This is a genomic window from Streptomyces sp. NPDC005263, from assembly GCF_042872365.1.
Classification (GTDB): domain Bacteria; phylum Actinomycetota; class Actinomycetes; order Streptomycetales; family Streptomycetaceae; genus Streptomyces.
The window spans coordinates 242,946-266,451 of sequence record NZ_JBIAKJ010000003.1; the positions used below are offsets into that span (position 1 = coordinate 242,946).

At 70.7% G+C, this 23,506-nt stretch carries 27 protein-coding genes; 20 read left to right on the plus strand and 7 right to left on the minus strand.

Annotation, left to right across the window (positions count from 1 at the left end; translation table 11 throughout):
• Nucleotides 1-207: 207 nt before the first annotated feature.
• The 7 genes from infA (at nucleotide 208) to truA (ending at nucleotide 4,464) form a co-directional block, all read left to right on the plus strand.
• On the plus strand, nucleotides 208-429 hold the full coding sequence (gene infA / locus ACFYRY_RS14750) for a translation initiation factor IF-1 (RefSeq protein ID WP_003948620.1): 222 nt from the start codon (nucleotides 208-210) through the stop codon (nucleotides 427-429).
• A gap of 59 nt (nucleotides 430-488) precedes the next feature.
• Nucleotides 489-602 carry a 50S ribosomal protein L36 gene (rpmJ, locus tag ACFYRY_RS14755; RefSeq protein ID WP_003974245.1) on the plus strand — a complete coding sequence of 38 codons (114 nt, stop codon included), beginning with the start codon at nucleotides 489-491 and terminating at the stop codon, nucleotides 600-602.
• Nucleotides 603-805: 203 nt separating this feature from the next.
• Complete coding sequence (gene rpsM / locus ACFYRY_RS14760; RefSeq protein WP_362155169.1) at nucleotides 806-1,186, plus strand: 30S ribosomal protein S13; 381 nt, start codon at nucleotides 806-808, stop codon at nucleotides 1,184-1,186.
• A gap of 64 nt (nucleotides 1,187-1,250) precedes the next feature.
• Entirely contained in the window at nucleotides 1,251-1,655 is a 405-nt protein-coding gene (gene rpsK, locus ACFYRY_RS14765; RefSeq protein ID WP_003956432.1) for a 30S ribosomal protein S11, read from the plus strand.
• Between the two features lie 143 nt (nucleotides 1,656-1,798).
• Nucleotides 1,799-2,818, plus strand: coding sequence for a DNA-directed RNA polymerase subunit alpha (locus ACFYRY_RS14770; protein ID WP_356768454.1), 1,020 nt, complete (start codon nucleotides 1,799-1,801; stop codon nucleotides 2,816-2,818).
• Nucleotides 2,819-2,980: 162 nt separating this feature from the next.
• Complete coding sequence (gene rplQ, locus ACFYRY_RS14775) at nucleotides 2,981-3,466, plus strand: 50S ribosomal protein L17 (RefSeq protein WP_389144321.1); 486 nt, start codon at nucleotides 2,981-2,983, stop codon at nucleotides 3,464-3,466.
• A 143-nt stretch (nucleotides 3,467-3,609) separates the two neighbouring features.
• Nucleotides 3,610-4,464: a tRNA pseudouridine(38-40) synthase TruA gene (gene truA / locus ACFYRY_RS14780; protein ID WP_389144324.1), complete on the plus strand. Its 855-nt coding sequence runs from the start codon at nucleotides 3,610-3,612 to the stop codon at nucleotides 4,462-4,464.
• Nucleotides 4,465-4,484: 20 nt separating this feature from the next.
• On the opposite strand, the gene ACFYRY_RS14785 is transcribed toward truA, so the two are convergent.
• Nucleotides 4,485-5,372, minus strand: coding sequence for a hypothetical protein (locus tag ACFYRY_RS14785; protein WP_389144327.1), 888 nt, complete (start codon nucleotides 5,370-5,372; stop codon nucleotides 4,485-4,487).
• 629 nt (nucleotides 5,373-6,001) lie between these two features.
• On the opposite strand from ACFYRY_RS14785, the gene rplM reads away from it, so the two are divergent.
• From rplM to glmM, 3 genes are all read left to right on the plus strand, one after another.
• Nucleotides 6,002-6,445 (plus strand): 50S ribosomal protein L13, encoded by a 444-nt coding sequence (gene rplM, locus ACFYRY_RS14790; protein WP_351693668.1) that lies wholly within the window; start codon nucleotides 6,002-6,004, stop codon nucleotides 6,443-6,445.
• A 42-nt stretch (nucleotides 6,446-6,487) separates the two neighbouring features.
• Nucleotides 6,488-7,015 (plus strand): 30S ribosomal protein S9, encoded by a 528-nt coding sequence (gene rpsI / locus ACFYRY_RS14795; protein ID WP_356768445.1) that lies wholly within the window; start codon nucleotides 6,488-6,490, stop codon nucleotides 7,013-7,015.
• A gap of 265 nt (nucleotides 7,016-7,280) precedes the next feature.
• The gene (glmM, locus tag ACFYRY_RS14800) at nucleotides 7,281-8,639 is read left to right on the plus strand and encodes a phosphoglucosamine mutase (protein ID WP_389144330.1); all 1,359 of its coding nucleotides are present in this window, start codon (nucleotides 7,281-7,283) and stop codon (nucleotides 8,637-8,639) included.
• Between the two features lie 17 nt (nucleotides 8,640-8,656).
• On the opposite strand, the gene ACFYRY_RS14805 is transcribed toward glmM, so the two are convergent.
• Both ACFYRY_RS14805 and coaA read right to left on the minus strand, forming a co-directional pair.
• Complete coding sequence (locus ACFYRY_RS14805) at nucleotides 8,657-9,604, minus strand: DUF389 domain-containing protein (protein WP_389144333.1); 948 nt, start codon at nucleotides 9,602-9,604, stop codon at nucleotides 8,657-8,659.
• A gap of 16 nt (nucleotides 9,605-9,620) precedes the next feature.
• Nucleotides 9,621-10,589: a type I pantothenate kinase gene (gene coaA, locus ACFYRY_RS14810; protein ID WP_389144336.1), complete on the minus strand. Its 969-nt coding sequence runs from the start codon at nucleotides 10,587-10,589 to the stop codon at nucleotides 9,621-9,623.
• Between the two features lie 408 nt (nucleotides 10,590-10,997).
• Here coaA and ACFYRY_RS14815 point away from each other — a divergent pair, with 408 nt between their 5' ends.
• Together ACFYRY_RS14815 and ACFYRY_RS14820 are read left to right on the plus strand one after the other, a co-directional pair.
• Nucleotides 10,998-11,459, plus strand: a complete 462-nt coding sequence (locus tag ACFYRY_RS14815) for a hypothetical protein (RefSeq protein ID WP_389144339.1) — start codon at nucleotides 10,998-11,000, stop codon at nucleotides 11,457-11,459.
• Between the two features lie 134 nt (nucleotides 11,460-11,593).
• Entirely contained in the window at nucleotides 11,594-11,965 is a 372-nt protein-coding gene (locus tag ACFYRY_RS14820; RefSeq protein WP_389144341.1) for a holo-ACP synthase, read from the plus strand.
• Nucleotides 11,966-11,993: 28 nt separating this feature from the next.
• Here ACFYRY_RS14820 and ACFYRY_RS14825 read toward each other — a convergent pair whose 3' ends face one another.
• The gene (locus ACFYRY_RS14825) at nucleotides 11,994-12,299 is read right to left on the minus strand and encodes a hypothetical protein (protein WP_389144344.1); all 306 of its coding nucleotides are present in this window, start codon (nucleotides 12,297-12,299) and stop codon (nucleotides 11,994-11,996) included.
• Nucleotides 12,300-12,714: 415 nt separating this feature from the next.
• Between ACFYRY_RS14825 and ACFYRY_RS14830 the strand changes: the two genes are divergently transcribed.
• The 4 genes from ACFYRY_RS14830 to tsaE all read left to right on the plus strand — a co-directional run bounded on the left by ACFYRY_RS14830 (nucleotide 12,715) and on the right by tsaE (nucleotide 17,540).
• Nucleotides 12,715-14,160, plus strand: coding sequence for an NAD(P)H-hydrate dehydratase (locus ACFYRY_RS14830; RefSeq protein ID WP_389144346.1), 1,446 nt, complete (start codon nucleotides 12,715-12,717; stop codon nucleotides 14,158-14,160).
• 345 nt (nucleotides 14,161-14,505) lie between these two features.
• Entirely contained in the window at nucleotides 14,506-15,666 is a 1,161-nt protein-coding gene (alr, locus tag ACFYRY_RS14835) for an alanine racemase (RefSeq protein ID WP_389144348.1), read from the plus strand.
• A gap of 106 nt (nucleotides 15,667-15,772) precedes the next feature.
• Entirely contained in the window at nucleotides 15,773-17,029 is a 1,257-nt protein-coding gene (locus tag ACFYRY_RS14840) for an alpha/beta fold hydrolase (protein ID WP_389144351.1), read from the plus strand.
• Nucleotides 16,995-17,540: a tRNA (adenosine(37)-N6)-threonylcarbamoyltransferase complex ATPase subunit type 1 TsaE gene (gene tsaE / locus ACFYRY_RS14845; protein ID WP_389144354.1), complete on the plus strand. Its 546-nt coding sequence runs from the start codon at nucleotides 16,995-16,997 to the stop codon at nucleotides 17,538-17,540. Before ACFYRY_RS14840 ends, tsaE begins: the two co-directional genes overlap by 35 nt.
• Before the next feature lie 19 nt (nucleotides 17,541-17,559).
• Here the strand turns inward: tsaE and ACFYRY_RS14850 are convergent, their stop codons facing one another.
• Entirely contained in the window at nucleotides 17,560-17,727 is a 168-nt protein-coding gene (locus tag ACFYRY_RS14850; RefSeq protein WP_389144357.1) for a hypothetical protein, read from the minus strand.
• 169 nt (nucleotides 17,728-17,896) lie between these two features.
• Complete coding sequence (locus ACFYRY_RS14855; protein ID WP_389144360.1) at nucleotides 17,897-18,445, minus strand: hypothetical protein; 549 nt, start codon at nucleotides 18,443-18,445, stop codon at nucleotides 17,897-17,899.
• A gap of 108 nt (nucleotides 18,446-18,553) precedes the next feature.
• Here ACFYRY_RS14855 and tsaB point away from each other — a divergent pair, with 108 nt between their 5' ends.
• From tsaB to ACFYRY_RS14875, 4 genes are read left to right on the plus strand one after another with little or no spacing between them, the layout of a single operon-like run.
• Nucleotides 18,554-19,210, plus strand: a complete 657-nt coding sequence (gene tsaB, locus ACFYRY_RS14860; protein ID WP_356768415.1) for a tRNA (adenosine(37)-N6)-threonylcarbamoyltransferase complex dimerization subunit type 1 TsaB — start codon at nucleotides 18,554-18,556, stop codon at nucleotides 19,208-19,210.
• An 11-nt stretch (nucleotides 19,211-19,221) separates the two neighbouring features.
• Nucleotides 19,222-19,743, plus strand: a complete 522-nt coding sequence (gene rimI, locus ACFYRY_RS14865) for a ribosomal protein S18-alanine N-acetyltransferase (RefSeq protein WP_389146216.1) — start codon at nucleotides 19,222-19,224, stop codon at nucleotides 19,741-19,743.
• On the plus strand, nucleotides 19,736-20,821 hold the full coding sequence (gene tsaD / locus ACFYRY_RS14870; RefSeq protein WP_389144363.1) for a tRNA (adenosine(37)-N6)-threonylcarbamoyltransferase complex transferase subunit TsaD: 1,086 nt from the start codon (nucleotides 19,736-19,738) through the stop codon (nucleotides 20,819-20,821). The genes rimI and tsaD overlap by 8 nt, the downstream gene beginning before the upstream one ends.
• Nucleotides 20,818-21,075 carry a hypothetical protein gene (locus tag ACFYRY_RS14875; RefSeq protein WP_389144366.1) on the plus strand — a complete coding sequence of 86 codons (258 nt, stop codon included), beginning with the start codon at nucleotides 20,818-20,820 and terminating at the stop codon, nucleotides 21,073-21,075. The genes tsaD and ACFYRY_RS14875 overlap by 4 nt, the downstream gene beginning before the upstream one ends.
• Before the next feature lie 49 nt (nucleotides 21,076-21,124).
• On the opposite strand, the gene ACFYRY_RS14880 is transcribed toward ACFYRY_RS14875, so the two are convergent.
• Nucleotides 21,125-23,446, minus strand: a complete 2,322-nt coding sequence (locus tag ACFYRY_RS14880; RefSeq protein ID WP_389144369.1) for a glycoside hydrolase family 3 N-terminal domain-containing protein — start codon at nucleotides 23,444-23,446, stop codon at nucleotides 21,125-21,127.
• Between the last annotated feature and the right edge of the window lie 60 nt (nucleotides 23,447-23,506).

The window sequence follows — 23,506 nt, forward strand, 5'->3', positions numbered from 1 at the left end:
CCCGCGCCCCTGACGGGGTGCCGCACTCTCGCGGGTGGCTCTCGTGCGTGCTTAAAGATCTGTCTCCCGGGGCATCCTTCCTCGATTCGTCTTTCCGGGTGCCCTGTCGTAGACTGACTCGTCGGCTCTCGTGCACCCGCATGTCCGCATGCGCCCGTAAGGGACGCAAAGAGAGTCGATCAAGGTAGTCGATTCGAAGGGCGAAGCGTGGCCAAGAAGCAAGGTGCCATCGAGATCGAGGGCACTGTCGTCGAGTCTCTTCCGAACGCCATGTTCAAGGTCGAGCTCCAGAACGGCCACCAGGTCCTGGCACACATCAGCGGCAAGATGCGTATGCACTACATCCGCATCCTCCCTGACGACCGGGTCGTGGTGGAGCTGTCTCCGTACGACCTGACGCGTGGCCGGATCGTCTACCGGTACAAGTAGATCTTGCCTTTGCCCCGCTTCCGGCGGGGTGGTGGCACTGACCCGGAGAACCTCACCCCATGAAGGTCAAGCCGAGCGTCAAGAAGATCTGCGACAAGTGCAGGGTGATCCGCCGTCACGGCCGGGTCATGGTCATCTGCGACAACCCGCGCCACAAGCAGCGCCAGGGCTGACGCACGACCCACCCTCTGCGATTCGCAGAATTTCGCGCGACGCGAGCTGAACATGTTCATACGCAGGGCCCGGGCGGCGCAGCCGCCTGACACCCCCGGTTCGGAGGCCGGGGACCCAGTCCGTACCAAATCTTCTGAGGAAGAGGCCGGCGGCTGGGAACCGGTTCTGTGGAAGACCTCCGAGGATCAACTGGAGCCATTGAATGGCACGCGTTTCCGGTGTTGACATCCCGCGCGAAAAGCGTGTGGAGGTCGCCCTCACCTATGTGTTCGGCATCGGCCGGACCCTGTCCCAGCTGACGCTGGCCGAGACCGGCATCGACCCGAACACCCGCGTTCGCGACCTCTCCGAGGAGCAGCTCGTCGCGATTCGTGAGTACGTCGACAGCAACATCAAGACCGAGGGTGACCTCCGTCGCGAGATCCAGGCCGACATCCGCCGCAAGGTCGAGATCGGTTGCTACCAGGGTCTTCGTCACCGTCGTGGTCTGCCCGTCCGCGGTCAGCGCACCAGCACGAACGCCCGCACCCGCAAGGGCCCGCGTCGCGCCATCGCCGGCAAGAAGAAGCCGGGCAAGAAGTAGTCCTCAGCGGACGCTCACCAGCGGTCTTCGCTGTAGGACCGACCACCTCCCGTAGGAGTTATAGATGCCCCCCAAGGGTCGTCAGGGCGCTGCCAAGAAGGTGCGCCGCAAGGAAAAGAAGAACGTCGCTCACGGTCACGCGCACATCAAGAGCACGTTCAACAACACCATCGTCTCGATCACGGACCCCTCGGGCAACGTGATCTCCTGGGCCTCCGCCGGCCACGTCGGCTTCAAGGGCTCGCGCAAGTCCACCCCCTTCGCCGCGCAGATGGCCGCCGAGTCGGCCGCCCGCCGCGCGCAGGAGCACGGCATGCGCAAGGTCGACGTCTTCGTCAAGGGTCCCGGCTCCGGCCGTGAGACCGCGATCCGCTCCCTCCAGGCCACCGGCCTCGAGGTCGGCTCGATCCAGGACGTCACCCCCACCCCGCACAACGGCTGCCGTCCGCCCAAGCGCCGCCGCGTCTGAGGCCAGGTTGTCTTGAGGTTGCGGGCGGTACGGCTCTTCGGGGCGGTACCGCCCGTACCCTTGCAGTACCCCGCACTTTCGTCGGTGCGGGTCCGTCGGGCGTCAAATAGCGGGCGTCCACGAAAAAAGGATCTGATCCACACATGCTGATCGCTCAGCGTCCCTCGTTGACCGAAGAGGTCGTCGACGAATTCCGCTCCCGGTTCGTGATCGAGCCGCTGGAGCCGGGCTTCGGTTACACCCTCGGCAACTCCCTCCGCCGCACCCTCCTGTCGTCGATCCCCGGTGCCGCTGTCACCAGCATCCGCATCGACGGCGTCCTGCACGAGTTCACCACCGTGCCGGGCGTCAAGGAGGACGTCACCGACCTGATCCTCAACATCAAGCAGCTGGTCGTCTCCTCGGAGCACGACGAGCCGGTCGTGATGTACCTGCGCAAGCAGGGCCCGGGTCTGGTCACCGCCGCCGACATCGCGCCCCCGGCCGGTGTCGAGGTCCACAACCCCGACCTCGTCCTCGCCACGCTCAACGGCAAGGGCAAGCTGGAGATGGAGCTGACGGTCGAGCGTGGCCGTGGTTACGTCTCCGCCGTGCAGAACAAGCAGGTCGGTCAGGAGATCGGGCGCATCCCGGTCGACTCGATCTACTCGCCGGTTCTGAAGGTCACGTACAAGGTCGAGGCCACGCGTGTCGAGCAGCGCACCGACTTCGACAAGCTGATCGTCGACGTCGAGACCAAGCAGGCGATGCGTCCGCGTGACGCCATGGCCTCCGCCGGTAAGACGCTGGTCGAGCTGTTCGGTCTCGCCCGTGAGCTGAACATCGACGCCGAGGGCATCGACATGGGCCCGTCCCCCACGGACGCCGCTCTCGCCGCTGATCTCGCCCTGCCGATCGAGGAGCTCGAGCTCACCGTTCGGTCGTACAACTGCCTCAAGCGTGAGGGCATCCACTCGGTGGGTGAGCTCGTGGCTCGTTCCGAGGCGGACCTGCTCGACATTCGTAACTTCGGTGCGAAGTCGATCGACGAGGTCAAGGCGAAGCTGGCGGGCATGGGCCTCGCGCTCAAGGACAGCCCGCCCGGATTCGACCCGACCGCCGCGGCGGACGCGTTCGGCGCGGACGACGAGGACGCCGGGTTCGTGGAGACCGAGCAGTACTAGTCGCTCCGCGACACGGCGGAATTTTCGGCTGCGGGCCGGCTGTGGCCGGTCGCGCAGTTCCCCGCGCCCCTCACGGGGCGCGGGTCTCCGACGGGCGATCGCCTGCTCGGACACTGACCCCGGTACCTGATACGGCCGGGGCAGACACCAAGGAGAAACACCATGCCGAAGCCCACCAAGGGTGCCCGTATGGGCGGCAGTGCCGCGCACGAGAAGCTGCTCTTCGCGAACCTCGCGAAGGCGCTGTTCGAGCACGGCCGCATCACCACCACCGAGGCGAAGGCGCGCAAGCTGCGTCCGTACGCCGAGCGTCTGGTCACCAAGGCGAAGAAGGGCGACCTTCACAACCGCCGTCAGGTGCTCCAGGTGATCACGGACAAGAGCGTCGTCCACACGCTCTTCACCGAGATCGGCCCGCGCTACGAGAACCGTCCGGGTGGCTACACCCGTATCACCAAGATCGGTAACCGCCGTGGCGACAACGCGCCCATGGCTGTCATCGAGCTGGTCGAGGCGCTGACGGTGCAGCAGCAGGCGACGGGTGAGGCCGAGGCCGCGACGAAGCGTGCGGTCAAGGAGTCCGAGGAGGCCAAGGTCGAGGAGACCCAGGCCGACGAGGCTCCCGCCGAGGAGTCGAAGGACGCGTAAGCGTTCTGCCGGGGACTGTTTCGCTGGCGGGTGCGGCTTCGTCGTGGCTTGTCGCGCAGTTCCCCGCGCCCCTTCGGGGTGTTGGCGGGCCCGTTCCTTTTCAAGGAGCGGGCCCGCTTTCGTGTTGCTGAGAGGATCTCTGTGTGAGTGACGAAGTAGAGCCCGGGTTCGTGCGGGTGCGGCTGGACCTTTCCTATGACGGCTCCGAGTTCTCCGGGTGGGCCAAGCAGGCCGGGGGGCGGCGGACTGTGCAGGGGGAGATCGAGGACGCTCTGCAGACCGTCACGCGGTCAGGCGAGACGTATGAGCTGACCGTGGCGGGGCGGACCGACGCGGGGGTGCATGCGCGCGGGCAGGTCGCCCATGTCGATCTGCCGGAGGGGGTCTGGCGCGAGCATCACGAGAAGCTGCTGAAGCGGCTTGCCGGGCGGCTGTCCCGGGATGTGCGGGTGTGGGCGCTGCGGGAGGCACCCAGTGGCTTCAACGCACGGTTCTCGGCCGTCTGGCGGCGGTACGCGTACCGGGTCACGGACAACCCCGGGGGCGTCGATCCACTGCTGCGGAACCATGTGCTGTGGCACGACTGGCCGCTCGACGTGGACGCCATGAACGAGGCTGCCCAGCGGCTGCTCGGCGAGCACGACTTCGCCGCCTACTGCAAGCGGCGGGAGGGCGCGACCACCATCCGCACGCTCCAGGAGCTGAGCCTGGCGAAGGGCGAGGACGGGATCATCACCGCCACCGTCCGGGCCGACGCCTTCTGCCACAACATGGTGCGCTCGCTGATCGGGGCGCTGCTGTTCGTGGGGGACGGGCACCGCGGGCCCCAGTGGCCCGGGAAGGTGCTGGCCGCCGGGGTACGGGACTCGGCCGTGCATGTCGTACGGCCGCACGGGCTGACGCTGGAGGAGGTCGGCTACCCGGCCGACGAGCTGCTGGCCGCGCGGAACAAGGAGGCGCGGAACAAGCGGTCGCTGCCCGGAGCCGGCTGTTGCTGAACCGGCCCCCCGGGCGCGTCCTAGTTGTTCGCGGCGGCCGAGGCCTGTGCCTCGCCGCGGCGGCGGATCTGGCGGAACGTGAACTCGGCCAGGTCGTCGCCGGTGGAGAAGACGGCCGTGTCCTTCGTCGTCACGTCCTTGCCGTTGGTGAAGCCGGCGATCGTGAAGTAGGCGTAGCGGCCGTAGGAGTTGGTGGTGGAGCGGCAGAAGGAACCGTCGCAGAAGGCCTTGACGCCGCCGCCGGACAGCGAGGCGACGATGCTCTTCTTGTCTGCCTGCTTCTTCGCCGCGACCGCCTTCGCCTCGGTGTCGAAGACCGCCACGCCGACCGTCACCGCCATGTTGTCCTTGGTGTAGGTGGCGCGGATCAGGCGGGTGCAGCCGTTGTCGTTGAGAACCTTGGGGAGGGTGCCCTTGGCGGCCGCCGCGCAGCTCTTGGTGTCGGCCGTCGGGCCCTTCTTGTAGACCGTCGAGCCCATGGTCAGCTGCCGGCCCGGGAACATGATCTCCGCGCTGAACGGCGCGGTGTCCTTGCTCTTGCTGGCGACGAATTCCTTCGGGTCCAGCGGGGGCGGGGCGCTGGTCGGCTCGAACGACGGGGCCGCGGTGTCGGAGTTGCTTCCGATGCCCCCGGACTCCGGCAGCTGGGAGGCCGGCTTGTTCGACGCCTCGTCGCCGCCGTTCGCGGAGACCACCGCCATGGCCACGGCCGTACCGACCGCGATCGTGGCGAGCGCGCCGCCGCCGATGAACAGCAGCCTGCGCCGCTTGTTGCGCGTCTCGGACGCCTCGGCGAGAGCCGCCCAGTCCGGGGTCTGGTCGGTGCTGTTGTCCCACGGCTGCTGCTGGGACTGTGGTTTCCATGGATCCCACTGGGACTGGGGTCCCTGCTGCTGCCCAAAGCTCATGGGGCGCATCTTAGACGGGGTACCGGGTGTGACGGTCCTCCTCAACAGGCTCTCAAACCCTGGGCGTTCGGTCGGTGAGTGAGCGCAAAAGCGACATCTCCGGGTGGTTGGTACGAAGGGCGAGCCGGTGTCCGTGGGGGTGCTCGTGGCCGTGCGGGGCCGCGACGGTGGCCCGCATGGCCGGGCTGACCTCGTGCGGAGGGGACGGACGACGTGATCGCCGGCAGGGTCGCACGCACCTGGTGAGCCGGTGGCTCCCGTATGACGATCCACACGTCCTCCCTCTGTCTCCCTCTGTCGAGCGGGGTGCGAGGTGTCGGGCCTTCCGGGGGTGCGCTGACTCTGGGTGTTCTGGCCGTCACGGCCGATCGGGTGGACGTAGACTGTTGGGCGGGCCTGTCCGGTTGCGAAACACTCGTTTTGACCCGGCACGGGCGCCGCAGGTATCCTGCATGTTCGTTGTGTATTGGCTTGCTCATTCTCACGGGACGGGCCCTTACACCGGTCCACCGGGCCGATGACCAGCGACCCACGTACGCGGTATGCGTCGCCGCAGTGTGGTCCAGGCTGTCGTGATCGTTTCGGTGACCTTGTCTAGGACCATTCACTCGAAGCGAAGGCTACGAACCGTGCGTACGTACAGCCCCAAGCCCGGCGATGTGACGCGCCAGTGGCACGTCATCGACGCTCAGGACATCGTCCTGGGCCGTCTCGCCACCACCGCCGCGTCCCTTCTGCGGGGCAAGCACAAGCCGATCTACGCTCCCCACGTCGACACCGGTGACTTCGTCATCATCATCAACGCCGACAAGGTGCACCTGTCCGGCAACAAGCGGACCCAGAAGATGGCGTACCGCCACTCCGGCTACCCGGGTGGTCTGCGCTCCGTCCGTTACGACGAGCTGCTCGACAAGAACCCCGAGAAGGCTGTCGAGAAGGCCGTCAAGGGCATGCTCCCCAAGAACACGCTGGGCCGTCAGATGCTCTCGAAGCTGAAGGTCTACAAGGGTGACGTGCACCCGCACGCTGCGCAGCAGCCGGTGCCGTTCGAGATCACCCAGGTCGCGCAGTAGTTCCGGCCACCCCCTAAGACAGAAAAGAATCTGAGGAGCATCGTGGCCGAGACCACTGTTGAGCAGCCGGTCGAAGAGACCGAGACCGAGCTCGTCGACATCGACAGCTACACCACCGAGTCCGAGGTCCCCGTCGAGGGTGAGTACACCTCGGAGTCCCTCGCCGGCCGCTTCGGCGACCCGCAGCCGGCCGCCGGCCTGGGCCGTCGCAAGAACGCCATCGCGCGCGTTCGCATCGTGCCCGGCACCGGCAAGTGGAAGGTCAACGGGCGCACGCTCGAGGACTACTTCCCGAACAAGGTCCACCAGCAGGAAGTCAACGAGCCCTTCAAGGTGCTCGAGCTCGACGGCCGCTACGACGTCATCGCCCGCATCTCGGGTGGCGGCGTCTCCGGTCAGGCCGGTGCCCTGCGCCTCGGCGTGGCCCGCGCGCTGAACGAGGCCGACGTGGACAACAACCGCGGCGCCCTCAAGAAGGCCGGTTACCTCAAGCGTGACGACCGTGCGGTCGAGCGCAAGAAGGCCGGTCTCAAGAAGGCCCGCAAGGCTCCGCAGTACAGCAAGCGTTAAGCTTCGCTGCCTGCTCGTACGTTTACGGGCCTGCTCGTAGGTACCCCTTTCACGAGCCTGCCCGTACGTACTCCGAACGCCCCGGCGGCACGCCACAGTGCCGTCGGGGCGTTCGTTTATCACATACTTGGGCGTATAAGTGCACAAGACGCTCAATGGCTTGTGTGATCAATTGTTTAGGCATGGAATGCCTGGGATGCGGGAGCCGTGAACAGCCGCATCGGACGGAACTTCTCCCGTCACTGACGCTTCCTCAGGAGGACAAGTGGGACGACTCTTCGGCACGGACGGCGTGCGCGGTGTCGCCAACGCGGATCTGACGGCCGAGATGGCCCTCGGCCTCTCCGTCGCCGCGGCGCACGTACTGGCCGAGGCGGGCACGTTCGAAGGTCACCGGCCGACCGCCGTGGTCGGACGGGACCCGCGTGCGTCCGGGGAGTTCCTGGAGGCCGCGGTGGTCGCGGGCCTCGCCAGCGCCGGCGTCGATGTCCTGCGGGTGGGCGTACTGCCGACCCCGGCGGTCGCGTTCCTCACGGCCGAGCTAGGCGCCGACCTTGGTGTCATGCTCTCGGCAAGCCACAACGCCATGCCCGACAACGGCATCAAGTTCCTCTCCCGCGGCGGGCACAAGCTCGACGACGAGCTGGAGGAGCGTATCGAGGCCGTCTACGAGGAGCACCGCACCGGGGCGCCGTGGGACCGGCCGACGGGTGCGGGCGTGGGGCGTGTGCGGACCCACGAGGAAGGGTTCGAGCAGTACGTCACCCATCTCGTGAGTGTGCTGCCGAACCGGCTGGACGGGCTGAAGATCGTCCTCGACGAGGCGCACGGTGCCGCAGCCCGGGTGTCCCCGGAGGCGTTCACGCGGGCCGGCGCCGAAGTCGTCACGATCGGCGCCGAACCCAGCGGCCTCAACATCAACGAGGGCTGCGGGTCCACCCACCTCGGCCTGCTGAAGGCCGCGGTCGTCGAGCACGGCGCGCACTTCGGCATCGCGCACGACGGGGACGCGGACCGGTGCCTGGCCGTCGACGACACCGGTGCGGAGGTGGACGGCGACCAGATCATGGCCGTCCTCGCGCTGGCGATGAAGGAGCGGGGTGCGCTGCGGGCCGACACCGTGGTGGCCACGGTCATGTCCAACCTCGGCTTCAAGCTCGCCCTGGAACGGGAGGGGCTGACGCTCATCCAGACCGCGGTCGGTGACCGGTATGTGCTGGAGGAGATGAAGGAGCACGGGTACGCGCTCGGCGGCGAGCAGTCCGGGCACGTGATCATCCTTGATCACGCGACCACCGGGGACGGGACGCTCACCGGGCTGCTGCTGGCGGCCCGGGTCGCGCAGAGCGGGCGTTCGCTGCGGGAGCTGGCGGCTGTGATGGAGCGGCTGCCGCAGGTCCTCATCAACGTCCCGGACGTGGACCGGTCCCGGGTCGGTACGTCCCCGGAGCTGGCGGCTGCCGTGGAGGACGCCGAGCGGGAGCTCGGTGAGACCGGGCGGGTGCTGTTGCGGCCCTCCGGGACCGAGCCGCTGGTGCGGGTGATGGTCGAGGCCGCGGACATCGATCAGGCCGGGTCCGTGGCGCGGCGGCTGGCTGACGCGGTGAAGTCGGCGCTGGGGTAGGTGCCGGCCGACTGGTCCTATCCGGCGTTCCGCGGAGCCGTTCGTTCGCGCTGGATGGACCAGAGCCACTTCTGGAGCAGCAGCGTGAGCGTGCCGGCCAGGACGATGCCGAGCAGATTCAGCAACAGCTGTTCCGTCGAGTGCCAGGCCTGGCCGGTGTCGCTGTAGACCAACGCCACGGCCGCGTTGGCGGCGGCCGGGACCGTCGTCACGGAGATGGCCACGCCGACCAGGGCGCCGGACTTCGCGGACGTCAGGGACAGGGTGCCGGCGGCTCCGGCGAGGACCGCCACGACGAACGAGAACCAGTCCGGGGCGTAGATGAAGCCGGTGTTGGGGCGGTCGGCCTCCAGCTTGGCCTGGGTGAACAGGCCGACGGCGTCCATGAAGAGGCTGAAGCCCACGGTCACCAGCATCGCCGTCGCGAAGCCCACCAGCAGTGCGGTCAGCGAGCGCAGCGCCAGTCGTGGTGCTCGCTGGACCGCCGCCGTGCAGATGCCCGCCAGCGGTCCGAACTCCGGGCCCACCGCCATCGCGCCCACGATCAGGATCGCGTTGTCCAGCACCACACCGCAGGCCGCGATCATCGTGGCCAGCGTGATGAACGCCAGGTAGGTGACGGAGAGGGTGGACTCCTCGTGGGTCGCCTCGGTGAGGTGCTCCCACAGGACCGCGTCCGCGCCCTCGCCGGGTGCGTCCTCCTCGGCCTGGTCGGCCCGCTTCGACAGCGACAGGTCGATGTTCTCGACGGCGATGGAGCCGGTGCTGTCGATGCCCAACGCCTGCAGCCCGGTGAGGAGTTCGTCGCCGGCCTCGCGGGCCACGTCGCACGTCACCACGTCCCCGGCGGGGATGCGGGCGCTGCCCGGCAGGACGACGAGGTGGGTGGTGCCGACCGTCTCCTCGATCAGGCGGACCACGTCGTCGGTCTTGTCGGCGGGGGTGATGAGGCGCAGGTGCAGCATGGCGGCAGCGTAACGGTCACAGTTTTCGCAGGCTCAGCCGCTGCACCTTGTGGTCGGGGCCCTTGCGGATGATGAGGGTGGCGCGGCCGCGGGTGGGGGCCACGTTCTCGACCAGGTTGGGGCGGTTGATGGTCCGCCAGGTCGTGCGGGCGTAGTCGAGGGCCTCGTCCTCGGAGACCTGGGTGTACTTGCGGAAGTACGAGGACGGGTTCTGGAAGGCCGTCGCGCGCAGCTTCTTGAAGCGGTTGAGGTACCAGCGCTCGATGTCCTCGGTGCGGGCGTCGACGTACACGCTGAAGTCGAAGTAGTCGGCGAGACCGACGCGGGTGCGGCCGTCCTTGCCGGGCAGCGCGGGCTGCAGGACGTTCAGGCCCTCGACGATCAGGATGTCGGGGCGGCGGACCGTCAGGCGCTGGTCCGGGACGATGTCGTAGATCAGGTGGGAGTAGACGGGCGCGGTGACCTCGTCCTTGCCCGCCTTGATGTCGGCGACGAAACGGGTGAGCGCGCGGCGGTCGTACGACTCGGGGAAACCTTTCCGCGACATCATGCCGCGGGCCTCCAGTTCCCGGGTGGGGAGCAGGAAGCCGTCCGTGGTGACGAGTTCGACGCGCGGGTGCTCGGGCCAGCGGGAGAGCAGGGCCTGGAGGAGACGGGCGACCGTGGACTTCCCCACGGCGACCGACCCGGCCACCCCTATGACGAACGGGGTGCCGGACTGGGAGCCCTGTTCGCCGAGGAAGGTGTTCAGCGCCCCTCTGAGGCCGTCCGTGGCGCCGACGTAGAGGTTGAGGAGCCGGGAGAGCGGGAGGTAGATGTCCCGCACCTCGTCGAGGTCGATGACGTCGCCGAGGCCACGCAGCTTCTCGACCTCCGCGGCGGTGAGCGGCAGCGGCGTCTTCTCGCGCAGCGCGCTCCACTCGGCTCGGGTGAGGTCGACGTAGGGAGTCGCCTCCGGCCTGTGCCGGTGGGCGCTCCGGGGCATCGGGGAGACCGGAGAGATCACAGTCCATTGTTAACGGAGTTCGAACGGGGCGGGGGGTGGGGTGTGTCACGCAGTGCGGTGAGTCACGCCCCGCGCAACCTCGGACCTCTGAGGTGTCGTGCGGGGCGGGAGTGGGGGAGCGTGGTGGGACGGTCGCTGTCGGTTCCGGGGGAACGGGGCGGGCGGCCGCAACGGGAGGAGAACGCGATGCTGCGTCGCGCCACACCAGCGGATCCGTGAGCTGTGGCGGAACGACGAGATGGAGAGCTTCGTCGCCCGCGATTTCTGCTGAGGCGCGCATCGCCGTACAACCCCGGAGCCATGTGACGGGTCTTTACGACCGTACGATCCGAACCGACCTTTCAGTACAACTTGACACATCGACAACTCGTTCCAACGGGGGAACACATGAGTCTGGTCCGTAACCAGTACCGCAACCGCACGCGTCGCGCCGCGACCGCGGCCGTCACCCTTCTGATGGCGGCCGGCCTCGGGTCCGCCGCCGCCGGGGCGTCCAGCGCCGCCACCGTGCCAGCGCAGACGCGGCAGATCGCCTCGTCCACCCTCGGCAGCGACTACAAGATCACGCTGACCGCGCTGCGGTCGACGGAGGACGAGTACGCCGCGTCCGTGCGGCTGCAGGTCTACACGAAGACCGGTAGCGCCTGGAAGGAGTCCGACCGGGTCACCGTGGGCGACGTCGACGGGTGGTTCTGGTACCCGCTCACGGGCAGTGGCGCGGTCTGCGAGTTCTCGACCGCGAGCACGGAACCCGCGCCGCTCACCGTGAGTCTGCTGGTCACGCCGTCCATCGGCTGCTCCGAGGCGACGCACTACGTCGTGAAGCAGGGCAGGGTGTTCGCGGGCTGATCCGCGAGGCGCCCGCCCGACGCACGCCGCCGGCGTGATGGGGGAGGTTTCCAGGACCCGGTGGACCGGCCCGTCCGGCCCACCGGGTCCTGTCAGCTGATCCCGCCTCACGTTCTCGTCATAAGGTGCTGGGCATGGGCATCATCGGCGTAGGGATCGACGTGGCGGAGATCGACCGGTTCCGGGCGTCGCTGGAGCGTACGCCCACCATGGTGGACCGGCTGTTCCTCGACAGCGAGTTGCGGTTGCCGACCGGGGAGCGGCGCGGTGTCGCCTCGCTCGCGGTGCGGTTCGCGGCGAAGGAGGCGCTCGCCAAGGCGCTGGGCGCTCCGGCGGGCCTGCTGTGGACGGACGCCGAGGTCTACGTCGAGGACAGCGGGCAGCCGCGGTTGCGGGTGACCGGCACGGTCGCGGCCAAGGCGGCGGAACTCGGCGTGCAGTCCTGGCATGTGTCGCTCAGTCATGACGCGGGGGTGGCGTCGGCGGTGGTGATCGCGGAGGGGTGAGGTCCGGGCGGGGCCGGTAGTGACCGGCTCAGGCGGCCTGGTCCCACTCCGTGTGGATGTCCTCCTCGGTCCGCGGGTCGTCGTCGCCGCCGACGGGGCCGCCGACGGACTTCTCGCGGGCCCGCAGCAGCGCCCAGGCCAGGGCGGACGCGCAGGTGGTGTACCAGGGCAGCGGCCAGAGGGTCTGCCACCAGGGGGCGTGCGGGGAGACGGTGATGTCGACGGCGGCTGCGGCCATGCCGACGCCCAGGCTCCAGCACAGCAGGCGTCCGGCGTAGCGGACGGCTCGAGTGAGGGGACCGACGGGTCTGTCGGGTATGTCCGGATCGGTCATCGTGGGAAGGTCCTCAACGGAATGGGTGGCGGCCGCGGCTGCGGCCGCGCTCGCCGAACGTCCCAAGTGTGCGTTTCGTACAGCTCCCTGCCCAGGGGTGTGCTGTGGCGCGCGGGGCATCTGAGACATCCCCAGGTCCGGGCATAGGGCGGCACGTGAGCTATTACCCCTGGTAAGCGCTTCACTGCCGGGTCCGGGGCGATGATGAATTTGGCTGAAAATGCTCGATTTGGACTCGCGGTCGGCGTCCTGACCTGGAAGGAATTGACCTAGGGGACATCTCAACTGTCCGACGTCTGGCAGGAATTGATCATTCCATGCCCTTGGGTGCTGTGTATGTGGGTGTTTGTGACGCTATCCACCAGTAAATGGGGTAGGGCTGAATCCAGCGAGGTTCTGCGGCAGACTCGATCACATGCGTACTGCGTACAGCGTGGAGACGGTGAGGGCGGCCGAGCGGGAGCTGATGGCGCGGCTTCCGGACGGGGCGTTGATGCAGCGGGCGGCGGCCGGGCTTGCCGCGGCCTGCGCGGATCTGCTGGGGCGGGTGTACGGCAGCCGGGTCGTGCTCCTGGTCGGCAGTGGCGACAACGGGGGTGACGCGTTGTATGCCGGGGCCCGGCTGGCCCGGCGCGGTGCCGGTGTCACGGCGGTGCTGATCGCGCCCGAGCGGGCCCATGCGGAGGGCCTCGCGGCGCTGCGGCGAGCAGGCGGGACAGTCGCGGGGACCGGTGCGGCCGAGGAGCTGATCGAGCGGGCCGATCTCGTCGTCGACGGCATCGTCGGGATCGGCGGCACGGGCGGACTGCGGCCGGACGCCGTGCCGTTGGCCGCCGCCGCCGAGCGGTCCCGGGCCGCGGTCGTCGCCGTCGACCTGCCGAGCGGGGTCGACGTGGACACCGGTCAGGTGACCGGGACAGCCCTGCGGGCCGACCTGACCGTCACCTTCGGGACGCACAAGCCGGGGCTGCTGATCGATCCGGCGCGGGAGTACGCCGGGTCGGTGCGGCTCGTCGACATCGGACTGGAGCTGCCCGGCGAACCCGAGCTGGAGGCCTTGCAGTACGCGGACGTGGCGCGGCTGTTGCCGGTGCCGGGGGCGGAGAGCGACAAGTACCGGCGGGGCGTGGTCGGGATCGCGGCCGGGTCCGCGCGCTACCCGGGTGCGGCGGTGCTCGCCGTCTCCGGGGCGCTGCGCGCCGGCGCCGGGGCTGTGCGGTACGTGGGGCCCGCCGGGGACGCGGTGATCGCCCGCTTCCCCGAGACGCTGGTGTCCGACCAGGGGCCGAAGAAGGCGGGGCGCGTGCAGGCGTGGGTCGTGGGACCGGGCGCCGGGGACGACGCCGCGACGGTGGCGGAGGTGCTGGCGGCCGACGTACCGGTGCTGATCGACGCGGACGGGCTGCGGCTGGCGGACGCCGGTGCGGTACGGGGCCGTAGCGCACCGACGCTGATGACCCCGCACGCCGGGGAGGCGGCCGCGCTGCTCGGGGTGGCCCGGGAGGAGGTCGAGTCGGCCCGGCTCGCCTCGGTGCGGGAGCTGGCGGGGCGGTACGGGGCGACGGTGCTGTTGAAGGGGTCGACGACGTTGGTGGGCGGCCCGTCGGGCGGTGCCGTGCGGGTGAACGCCACGGGGACGTCCTGGCTCGCCACGGCGGGCAGCGGGGACGTGCTGTCGGGGCTGACGGGGTCGTTGCTGGCGGCGGGGCTCTCGGCGGTGGACGCGGGGAGTGCGGGGGCGTATCTGCATGGGCTGGCGGGGCGGTTCGCGTCGGATGGGGCGCCGGTGGGGGCGCATGATGTGGCGGCGGCGGTTCCTCGGGCGTGGCGGGATGTGCGGGACGTGGGGGTGGGCGGGTAGGCGGGTAGGCGGGTGCCGGGTGCCGGGTGCCGGGTGGGGGTGCGCGTAGGTGTTTTCGCCCCCGCCGCCCCTTCCCGTCCCGTCTCTGGGGGCTGCTGCCCCCAGGCCCCCGCTTCGGCCCTCAGGGGCCTCGTCCTCAAACGCCGGACGGGCTGAAAGTAGACGGGCTGAACAGGTGACTCCGCCGCGCGGCGCGCCCCGGGCGTGCCGCTCTCACGTTTCTCTGGTCGGACGCCGTAGCGGCCCCAACCCCCGCCGGAGCTGCCTCCCGCCGGACTCGACACTCGCCGAACAGGGCCGGGCGTCCCGAAGGTCTGTCCGAGCACTCTGAGACACTGGGGCGCGATGAGTGAGACAGCCTCGTGGAGCGCGCCCCTGCGTGCCCGCGCCGAGATCGATCTGGCCGCCCTGCGGGCCAACGTGCGGAGCCTGCGCGCCCATGCGCCGGGCGCGGCCCTGATGGCCGTGGTGAAGTCCGACGCGTACGGCCACGGGTCGGTGCCGTGTGCCCGCGCGGCGGTCGAGGCGGGAGCGAGCTGGCTCGGTACCGCGACGCCCGAGGAGGCCCTCGCGCTGCGGGCCGCCGGGCTGCCCGGCCGCGTCATGTGCTGGCTGTGGACTCCCGGCGGGCCCTGGCGGGAGGCGATCGAGGCCGACCTCGACGTGTCCGTCAGCGCGATGTGGGCCCTGGAAGAGGTCACCGCGGCGGCCCGGCTGGCCGGCACGCCCGCGCGCGTACAGCTCAAGGCCGACACCGGACTGGGGCGGAACGGGTGCCAGCCCGGCGAGGACTGGAACGAACTGGTCGCCGGCGCCCTGAGCGCCGAGCGGGACGGGCTGCTGCGGGTCACCGGGCTCTGGTCGCACTTCGCCTGCGCCGACGAGCCCGGACATCCGTCCATCGCCGCCCAGCTCAGCCGTTTCCGCGACATGGTGGCGTACGCCGAGGGTCAGGGCGTACGGCCCGAGGTGCGGCACATCGCCAACTCGCCCGCCACCCTCACGCTTCCCGAGTCCCACTTCGACCTCGTCCGGACCGGGATCGCGGTCTACGGACTCTCGCCCAGCCCCGAGGTGGGCGGCCCCGCGGACTTCGGGCTGCGTCCGGTGATGACGCTGTCGGCGTCCGTCGCGCTGGTCAAGCGCGTCCCGGGAGGCCATGGCGTCAGTTACGGGTACCACTACCTCACCCCGGGCGAGACCACCCTCGGTCTGGTGCCCGTCGGCTACGCGGACGGCATCCCACGGCACGCCTCCGGGACCGGTCCGGTGCTGGTCGACGGCAAGTGGCGGACGGTGGCCGGGCGGGTGGCCATGGACCAGTTCGTGGTGGACCTGGGCGGCGACGAGCCCGAGGCCGGCACTCAGGCCGTGCTGTTCGGGCCCGGCGACCGGGGCGAGCCCACCGCCGAGGACTGGGCACAGGCCGCGGGCACCATCGGATACGAGATCGTCACCCGGATCGGAACGCGCGTTCCCCGCGTCTATGTGAATACGACTGCATGAACGACTACGTGAACGACTACGTGAATACGTCCATGTGAATGAACGACAAGCGGGGTAGGCGCACAGAGCGCGCGACGACAGCGGGTCCGGCGAAGAGGAGCGGTACGTGAGCGAGAGCAGTGGCGCGGAGGCCGTCGTGGACGCCGCCGCGGCCGTCGCCGCCGCCACGCAGGCGGCCGGAGCCGGAAGCTGGCGCAGGGCGACCGGCTTCGCGGGCGCGGCGATAGGAGTTGTCGCCGCCGGAGCGGCGGCCGGCGTCGCCATCGAGCGGCTCACCGTCGGCCGCGGGATGCGCAGGAGGGCACGGCTCGCGCTGGACTCGACCGGCCCGTACGGCGCCCTGCGCGGCACGCCCGGCAAGGCGTACGCCGACGACGGCACCGAGCTGTACTACGAGGTCGACGAGGTGGAGCCGGAGGGCGGCCCGGCGCCCCGGCGGCGTCGGCTCTTCGGCCGTAAGGCCCCCGCACCCGTCACCGTCGTGTTCAGCCATGGCTACTGCCTCAACCAGGACTCCTGGCACTTCCAGCGGGCGGCGCTCCGAGGCGTCGTGCGGACCGTGCACTGGGACCAGCGCAGCCACGGGCGGTCCGGGCGAGGCGTGGCCCAGGCGGAGGACGGGGCGCCGGTCACCATCGAGCAGCTCGGCGCCGACCTGAAGGCCGTCATCGACGCCGCCGTGCCGGAGGGGCCGATCGTGCTGGTCGGGCACTCCATGGGCGGGATGACGGTGATGGCGCTGGCCGACGCGTACCCCGACCTGGTCCGCGAGCGGGTGGTGGCCGTCGCGTTGGTCGGTACGTCGTCCGGGCGGCTCGGCGAGGTGAACTTCGGGCTGCCGGTGGCCGGCGTGAACGTCGTACGGCGGGTGCTGCCCGGCGTGCTGAAGGCGCTCGGGCAGCAGGCGGCCCTGGTGGAGAAGGGACGGCGGGCCACCGCCGACCTGTTCGCCGGGATCATCAAGCGGTACTCCTTCGCGTCCCGGGACGTCGACCCGGCCATCGTCCGTTTCGCCGAGCGGATGATCGAGGGCACCCCGATCGACGTGGTCGCCGAGTACTACCCGGCGTTCAACGACCACGACAAGACCGAGGCGCTCGCCCAGTTCGCGGGCGTCCCGGTGCTGGTGCTGGCCGGGGTCCAGGACCTTGTCACGCCCAGCGAGCACAGCGAGGCCATCGCCGACCTGCTGCCGGACGCGGAACTGGTCCTGGTACCGGACGCCGGGCACCTGGTGATCCTGGAACACCCCGAAGTGGTCACCGACCGCCTCGCCGACCTGCTCACCCGCGCCGGTGCCGTCCCGACAGGGGCTACCGTAAGTGGCTATGGAAGCACCAGCAGCGCCGCACGACCCGGTTGAGACCGAGCTGACCGTCACCTCTCCCGAGCAGATGCGGGAGCTGGGCCGGCAGCTCGCCAAACTCCTGCGCGCGGGCGACCTCGTGATGCTCACCGGGGAGCTCGGCGCCGGCAAGACGACACTGACCCGGGGGCTGGGCGAGGGGCTCGGGATCCGGGGTGCCGTGACCTCCCCGACGTTCGTGATCGCCCGTGTGCACCCCTCCCTGGGCGACGGCCCGCCCCTCGTGCACGTGGACGCGTACCGGCTCGGTGGCGGTCTGGACGAGATGGAGGACCTCGACCTGGACGTCTCGCTGCCCGAGTCGGTGATCGTCGTGGAGTGGGGCGAGGGCAAGGTCGAGGAGCTGACCGACGACCGGCTGGAGGTCCTCATCCACCGCACGGTCGGGACCGCGCCCGCCCCGGGGGCGAACCCAGGGACGGCGGAGCCGGACGAGGTGCGCCACGTGACGGTGACCGGGCGCGGGGAGCGTTGGAAGGCCGTGGACCTGAGCGTGCTGTCCGCCTGACGCTGGGGCCGGGTGGCGGTCAGGCGGCCTTACGGGGCTCGGCGGGCCGCTGAACCGTCTGCGGGTCGGGCACGCGCGGCGGAGTGGAGACGGCGCTCGCGGCCGCACAGGACGCCAGCAGGTCACGCATGGACACTCCGGCGACCGCGCACGACTGCGGCTGCGCCTTGCTCTCGGTGGCCGACATGGACGCCTCCTGAAGTTCGGGGGCGGGCGCGGTTAGGTACACCTAACTACGGGCTGGATACCATGTGACCACGTGCGAGACACCCGGCGCAACATCTTGCCGACGTGTTGTCGGCACCAGCGGGAGAACATCTGGTGCCGCGACGGGGGGAAGGTTGCCTGTCGGGGCACTAGCGGACGACGACGACCCGCTCGCCGAGCGTCGCGAACCGCCACAGTGCGTCGCCGTCCGCGCGGGACTCGCGGATGCCGCCCGTCCTGACGCCCGGGGCGGGGGGTGCGGTGGCCTTGCCCACCGCCGCGCTGAAGCCGATGGTCACGCCGTCCACGGTGGTGAAGCGGACGACGTGCTCGATGGGGGTGCCGTCGGTGCCGGTGACCGAGTTGGAGCGGGAGGTGACCGCGTAGGTGTCCGGCGCCGGGTCGAGGGTGCCCGGGGTGACCCTGAACGTGCGCCTGACCTTGTTGTTCCCGTCCACCAGCCACACCCGGTCCTGGCCCAGCGCGTACACGACCCGCTTGCCCTTGCCGGAAGAGGCGGGCAGGTCGGCGGGGACGGTCGTGGCGGTCTTCGCGACCCCCGCGGAGGACTTGCCGCCCGGGTGCGCGCTCCCGAGGTCGGCGGGGACGGTCGCGGAGGCCTGGTAGGCGAGGAAGCCGACGCCCGCGACGGCGGCCACGGTGAGCCCGGCCACGAATCCGGCGCTGCTGCTTGTCACGCTCGTCCACCTCTGTGTCGTACGCCTTTCCCCGTCGCGAAGGTAGCAGCAGGTGACCGTCCGCCCGGGACGTCCGACACGGCGTCCCAGGAGCCGTAGGCTGTTTGCGTGCTCTTGCTCGCTCTGGATACCGCCACTCCCGCCGTCACCGTCGCGTTGCACGACGGCACGGACGTCATCGCCTCGTCGAGTCAGGTGGACGCGCGCCGGCACGGGGAGCTGCTGCTGCCGGCCGTGGACCGGCTGCTCGCCGAGGCCGGTCTGAAGCTCGACGCCGTCACCGGGATCGTCGTCGGCGTCGGTCCCGGCCCCTACACCGGACTGCGCGTCGGCCTGATGACCGCCGACACCTTCGGGCTCGCGCTCGGCGTCCCCGTGCACGGTGTGTGCACGCTGGACGGCCTCGCCTACGCGGCCGACATCGAGAAGGGCCCCTTCGTGGTGGCCACCGACGCGCGGCGCAAGGAGGTCTACTGGGCGACGTACGCGGACTCCCGTACGCGCCTGACCGACCCCGCCGTGGACCGGCCCGCCGACATCGCCGACCGGGTCGCGGGCCTGCCTGCCGTCGGCGCGGGCGCGCTGCTGTACCCGGACACCTTCCCCGGCGCCCACGAACCCGAGCACGTCTCCGCCGCCGCCCTCGCCGCCCTCGCGGCCGAGAGGCTCGGCGCGGGCGAGGAACTCCCCGCGCCCCGGCCGCTGTACCTGCGCAGGCCCGACGCGCAGGTCCCCAAGAACTACAAGGTGGTCACCCCCAAGTGACCGAATCGACCATGACCTCGGCATTGCGCGAGATGCGCTGGTGGGACATCGACCCCGTGCTGGAACTGGAGCGGGACCTCTTCCCCGAGGACGCCTGGTCGCGCGGGATGTTCTGGTCCGAACTGGCCCACTCCCGGGGCGCCGAGGCGAACCGGCGGTACGTCGTCGCCGAGACCGCCGACGGCCGGATCGTCGGGTACGCGGGACTGGCCTGCACCGGGGAGCTGGCCGACGTGCAGACGATCGCCGTCGCCCGCGACCGCCAGGGCACCGGCCTGGGCCGCCTGCTGCTGACCGAACTGCTGCGGGCCGCCACCGCCTTCGAGTGCGCCGAAGTGATGCTGGAGTGCCGGGTCGACAACATCCGCGCCCAGAAGCTGTACGAGCGCTTCGGCTTCGAGGCCATCGGCTTCCGGCGCGGCTACTACCAGCCGGGCAACGTGGACGCCCTGGTGATGCGTCTGACCACAGCATCCGACAGCGGCTCCGCCGCTGGACCCACCTCTGTACAAGGAACCGAGACCCATGGCTGACGAACCGCTCGTCCTCGGCATCGAGACCTCCTGTGACGAGACCGGCGTCGGCATCGTCCGTGGCAACACCCTGCTGGCCGACGCCATCGCGTCCAGCGTCGACGAGCACGCCCGCTTCGGCGGGGTCGTGCCGGAGGTCGCCAGCCGGGCGCACCTGGAGGCGATGGTGCCGACCATCGACCGCGCGCTGAAGGAAGCGGGGGTGAGCGCGAAGGACCTCGACGGCATCGCCGTGACCGCCGGCCCGGGGCTCGCCGGGGCACTGCTGGTCGGTGTCTCCGCGGCGAAGGCGTACGCCTACGCGCTCGGCAAGCCCCTCTACGGCGTCAACCACCTCGCCTCGCACATCTGCGTGGACCAGCTGGAGCACGGGGCGCTGCCCGAGCCCACCATGGCGCTGCTGGTGTCCGGCGGCCACTCGTCGCTGCTTCTGTCGTCCGACATCACCTCCGACGTACGGCCGATGGGCGCGACCATCGACGACGCGGCCGGCGAGGCCTTCGACAAGATCGCCCGGGTGCTGAACCTGGGCTTCCCCGGCGGTCCGGTCATCGACCGGTACGCGAAGGAGGGCGACCCGTCGGCCATCGCGTTCCCGCGCGGACTGACCGGGCCGCGCGATCCGGCGTACGACTTCTCCTTCTCGGGTCTGAAGACTGCCGTGGCCCGGTGGATCGAGGCCAAGCGGGCGGCGGGGGAGGAGGTGCCGGTGCGGGACGTGGCGGCCTCCTTCCAGGAGGCGGTCGTGGACGTGCTGACCCGCAAGGCCGTGCGGGCCTGCAAGGACGAGGGCGTCGACCACCTGATGATCGGCGGCGGGGTCGCCGCCAACTCCCGGCTGCGGGTGCTGGCCCAGGAGCGCTGCGAGGCCGCCGGGATCCGGCTGCGGGTGCCCCGGCCCAAGCTGTGCACGGACAACGGGGCGATGGTGGCGGCGCTGGGCGCCGAGATGGTGGCGCGTAACCGGGCCGCGTCCAGCTGGGACCTCTCGGCGGACTCCTCGCTGCCGGTGACGGACCCGCACGTCCCCGGCCACGACCATGTCCACGAGGTCAGCAAGGAGAACCTGTACTCGTGACGGTCGCGTTGATGTGGGAGGCGCGGGCGGTCGACGGGCGGGGCGAGCACCTGCTGGCCTGGGCGCGGGCGCAGACCCTCGCGCGGCAGCCGCTGCGCCGGGAGACTCTCCGGGCACCGGGGGACCGGGTGCTGGTCATCACCTGGTGGGACGCGGCGTACGACGCCGCGTTGCCCGAACTGCCGGAGCCGGACGGAGAGTTGGTCAGCCGCGCGGTGCACAGGTGGCGGTTCGAGTCGGTGGAGTCGGACTGACCGGGGAGGGGGCGAACCGTAGAGGTTCGCCCCCTCCCCGGTCGCCGGGTCACCCCAGGACCGACACCTCCGTCTCGCAGCGCAGCCGACGGTCGGGCCCCAACTCCCGTACGGGACCTGTGAGGTCCAGCCGGGCGGTGTGCCGTACGTCCGCGCTGGACACGCCCAACCGCAGTTCGAGTGCGCCCGGTTCGACCACTCTTCGACCCGAACGGTCGGTGAAGGCCGAATGGTCCCCGTGGAAGCGGAAGGTGACCCGGGCCGACCCGCCCGGTTCGAGGGGCAGCCGCTGGTAGCCGATCAGCCGTACGTCCGGGCGCGTGACGCTGGCCACCGGGTCGTGCAGATACAGCTGGACGACCTCGGCGCCCGCGCGGTCGCCCGCGTTGCGGACCGTCAGCGCGAGGTCGTACGACCCGTCCGTGCCGATCCGAGCCGGCTCGGCGGACCCGGTGAAGTCCTCCCACACGAACTCCGTGTAGGAGCGGCCGTGTCCGAAGGGGTACAGCGGGGTCGGGTCCAGGTTGCTGACGTCGGCGCGCAGGCCCAGCGGGGGCTGGAGGTAGGTCCAGGGCTGACCGCCGGGGACCTGCGGGACGCTCACCGGGAGGCGTCCGGAGGGGTTCACGCGGCCCGACAGCACGCCCGCGACCGCGGGGCCGCCCTCCTCCCCGGGGAAGAACGCCTGGACGACCGCGGCGAGTCTGCCCTGCCAGCGGCCGAGCGCGTAGGGACGGCCGGTCAGCAGCACCAGCACCACCGGGACGCCGGTCGCCACCAGGGTGTCAAGCAACTCGGCCTGGACGCCGGGCAGTCGCAGGTCCGTCGCGTCGCAGCCCTCGCCGGAGGTGCCCCGGCCGAACAGGCCCGCCCGGTCACCGAGCACCGCCACGCACACGTCCGCCTCGGCGGTCCTGGCCACCGCCTCCTCGAAACCGGTGGTGTCCGGGTCCGACACCTCGCAGCCCTGAGCGAACGTGACCTTCGCGTCCGGGAGTTCGGCGCGCAGCGACTCCAGCACGGTGGGGATCTCGATGCCCATCGGTACGTCGGGGTGGTCGGTGAGGACGTGCGAGGGGAAGGAGTAGCAGCCGAGCATGGCCAGGGCGTCCGCCGCGCGGGGCCCGACGACCGCGATCCGGGTGTCCGGGGCCAGGGGGAGCAGGCCGTCCGGGTTGTCCAGCAGGACCACGGATTCCTCGGCCAGGCGGCGGGCCAGGGCGCGGTTGGCCGCCGAGTCCAGGTTGATCCGGCCGGCTGGTTCGGGCCGCCAGTCCTCGTCCAGGAGGCCCAGTTCGCACTTCTGGAGCAGGACGCGGTGGGCGGCCCGGTCGATCAGGGCCTGCGGGACCTCGCCGGTCCGGACCGCGTCCAGGAGCGGATCGCCGTAGCACTTCAGGCTGGGGAGTTCGACGTCGATGCCCGCGGTGAGCGCCGCGTGTGCGGCCTGCGCCTCGGTGCCCGCCACCCGGTGCAGGGTCTGCAGGAAGCCGATGCCGAAGTAGTCGGAGACCACCGTGCCGGTGAACCCCCAGCGTTCCCGCAGGAGTTCGGTCAGCAGGCCCGGGTCCGCCGACGCCGGGACGCCGTCCGTGTCGGTGTACGCGGCCATCACCGAACGGGCGCCGCCCTCCCGCAGGGCCAGCTCGAACGGCGGGAGCGTCACGTCCGCGAACTCGCGGATCCCGGCCCGCACGGGGGCCTGGTTGCGGGCGCCGGACGAGGCGGCGTACCCGGCGAAGTGCTTGAGGGTGGCGACGATCCCGGCCGATTCGAGGCCCCGGACGTAGGCGGTGCCGACCGTGCCGACCAGGTACGGGTCCTCGCCGATGGTCTCCTCGACCCGGCCCCAGCGGGGATCCCGTACGACGTCCAGGACCGGCGCGAGGCCCTGGTGGACGCCGACCGAGCGCAGGTCGTCGCCGATGCGGCGGCCCAGCTCCTCGACCAGCTCGGGGTGGAAGGTCGCGCCCCAGGCCAGCGGCACCGGGTAGGCCGTGGCCCGCCAGGCGGTGAAGCCCGCCAGGCACTCCTCGTGGGTGAGCGCGGGGATGCCGAAGCGGCCGGCCTCGACGATACGGCGCTGGGCGCGGGCCAGTGCCTGCGCGCCCAGCGCCGGGTCCACGGGCGCGGTGCCGAAGGGGCGGGTGAGCTGGCCCAGACCGTGGGTGATCAGCTCGTCCCACTCGTAGGCGGACGAGCCGGCGGTCATTTCGCGTTGGAGGGGGGCGACCCCGTCGCCGTCCGTGTCGGCGCCCACCCAGACGCCGTACAGCTGGGCGGTCTTCTCCTCCAGGGTCATCCGGGAGAGGAGGTCGTCGACGCGGGCGGCGGCGGGCAGGGCGGGGTCACGCCAGGGGGCGGTGGTCATGAAACTCCTGTCGGGGTGGAGGGCCCTCTCAGCGAATGTTTCGATATATAAGCCGAATGT

What these genes read in the sequence shown, in the direction of transcription:
- rpmJ (WP_003974245.1), top strand. Translation starts at nt 489, where the DNA reads ATGAAGGTCAAGCCGAGCGTCAAGAAGATCTGCGACAAGTGCAGGGTG.
- rpsM (WP_362155169.1), top strand. Translation starts at nt 806, where the DNA reads ATGGCACGCGTTTCCGGTGTTGACATCCCGCGCGAAAAGCGTGTGGAG.
- rpsK (WP_003956432.1), top strand. Translation starts at nt 1,251, where the DNA reads ATGCCCCCCAAGGGTCGTCAGGGCGCTGCCAAGAAGGTGCGCCGCAAG.
- ACFYRY_RS14770 (WP_356768454.1), top strand. Translation starts at nt 1,799, where the DNA reads ATGCTGATCGCTCAGCGTCCCTCGTTGACCGAAGAGGTCGTCGACGAA.
- rplQ (WP_389144321.1), top strand. Translation starts at nt 2,981, where the DNA reads ATGCCGAAGCCCACCAAGGGTGCCCGTATGGGCGGCAGTGCCGCGCAC.
- ACFYRY_RS14785 (WP_389144327.1), bottom strand. Translation starts at nt 5,372, where the DNA reads ATGAGCTTTGGGCAGCAGCAGGGACCCCAGTCCCAGTGGGATCCATGG.
- ACFYRY_RS14805 (WP_389144333.1), bottom strand. Translation starts at nt 9,604, where the DNA reads ATGCTGCACCTGCGCCTCATCACCCCCGCCGACAAGACCGACGACGTG.
- coaA (WP_389144336.1), bottom strand. Translation starts at nt 10,589, where the DNA reads ATGCCCCGGAGCGCCCACCGGCACAGGCCGGAGGCGACTCCCTACGTC.
- ACFYRY_RS14815 (WP_389144339.1), top strand. Translation starts at nt 10,998, where the DNA reads ATGAGTCTGGTCCGTAACCAGTACCGCAACCGCACGCGTCGCGCCGCG.
- ACFYRY_RS14820 (WP_389144341.1), top strand. Translation starts at nt 11,594, where the DNA reads ATGGGCATCATCGGCGTAGGGATCGACGTGGCGGAGATCGACCGGTTC.
- ACFYRY_RS14825 (WP_389144344.1), bottom strand. Translation starts at nt 12,299, where the DNA reads ATGACCGATCCGGACATACCCGACAGACCCGTCGGTCCCCTCACTCGA.
- ACFYRY_RS14830 (WP_389144346.1), top strand. Translation starts at nt 12,715, where the DNA reads ATGCGTACTGCGTACAGCGTGGAGACGGTGAGGGCGGCCGAGCGGGAG.
- alr (WP_389144348.1), top strand. Translation starts at nt 14,506, where the DNA reads ATGAGTGAGACAGCCTCGTGGAGCGCGCCCCTGCGTGCCCGCGCCGAG.
- tsaE (WP_389144354.1), top strand. Translation starts at nt 16,995, where the DNA reads ATGGAAGCACCAGCAGCGCCGCACGACCCGGTTGAGACCGAGCTGACC.
- ACFYRY_RS14850 (WP_389144357.1), bottom strand. Translation starts at nt 17,727, where the DNA reads ATGTCGGCCACCGAGAGCAAGGCGCAGCCGCAGTCGTGCGCGGTCGCC.
- rimI (WP_389146216.1), top strand. Translation starts at nt 19,222, where the DNA reads ATGACCTCGGCATTGCGCGAGATGCGCTGGTGGGACATCGACCCCGTG.
- tsaD (WP_389144363.1), top strand. Translation starts at nt 19,736, where the DNA reads ATGGCTGACGAACCGCTCGTCCTCGGCATCGAGACCTCCTGTGACGAG.
- ACFYRY_RS14880 (WP_389144369.1), bottom strand. Translation starts at nt 23,446, where the DNA reads ATGACCACCGCCCCCTGGCGTGACCCCGCCCTGCCCGCCGCCGCCCGC.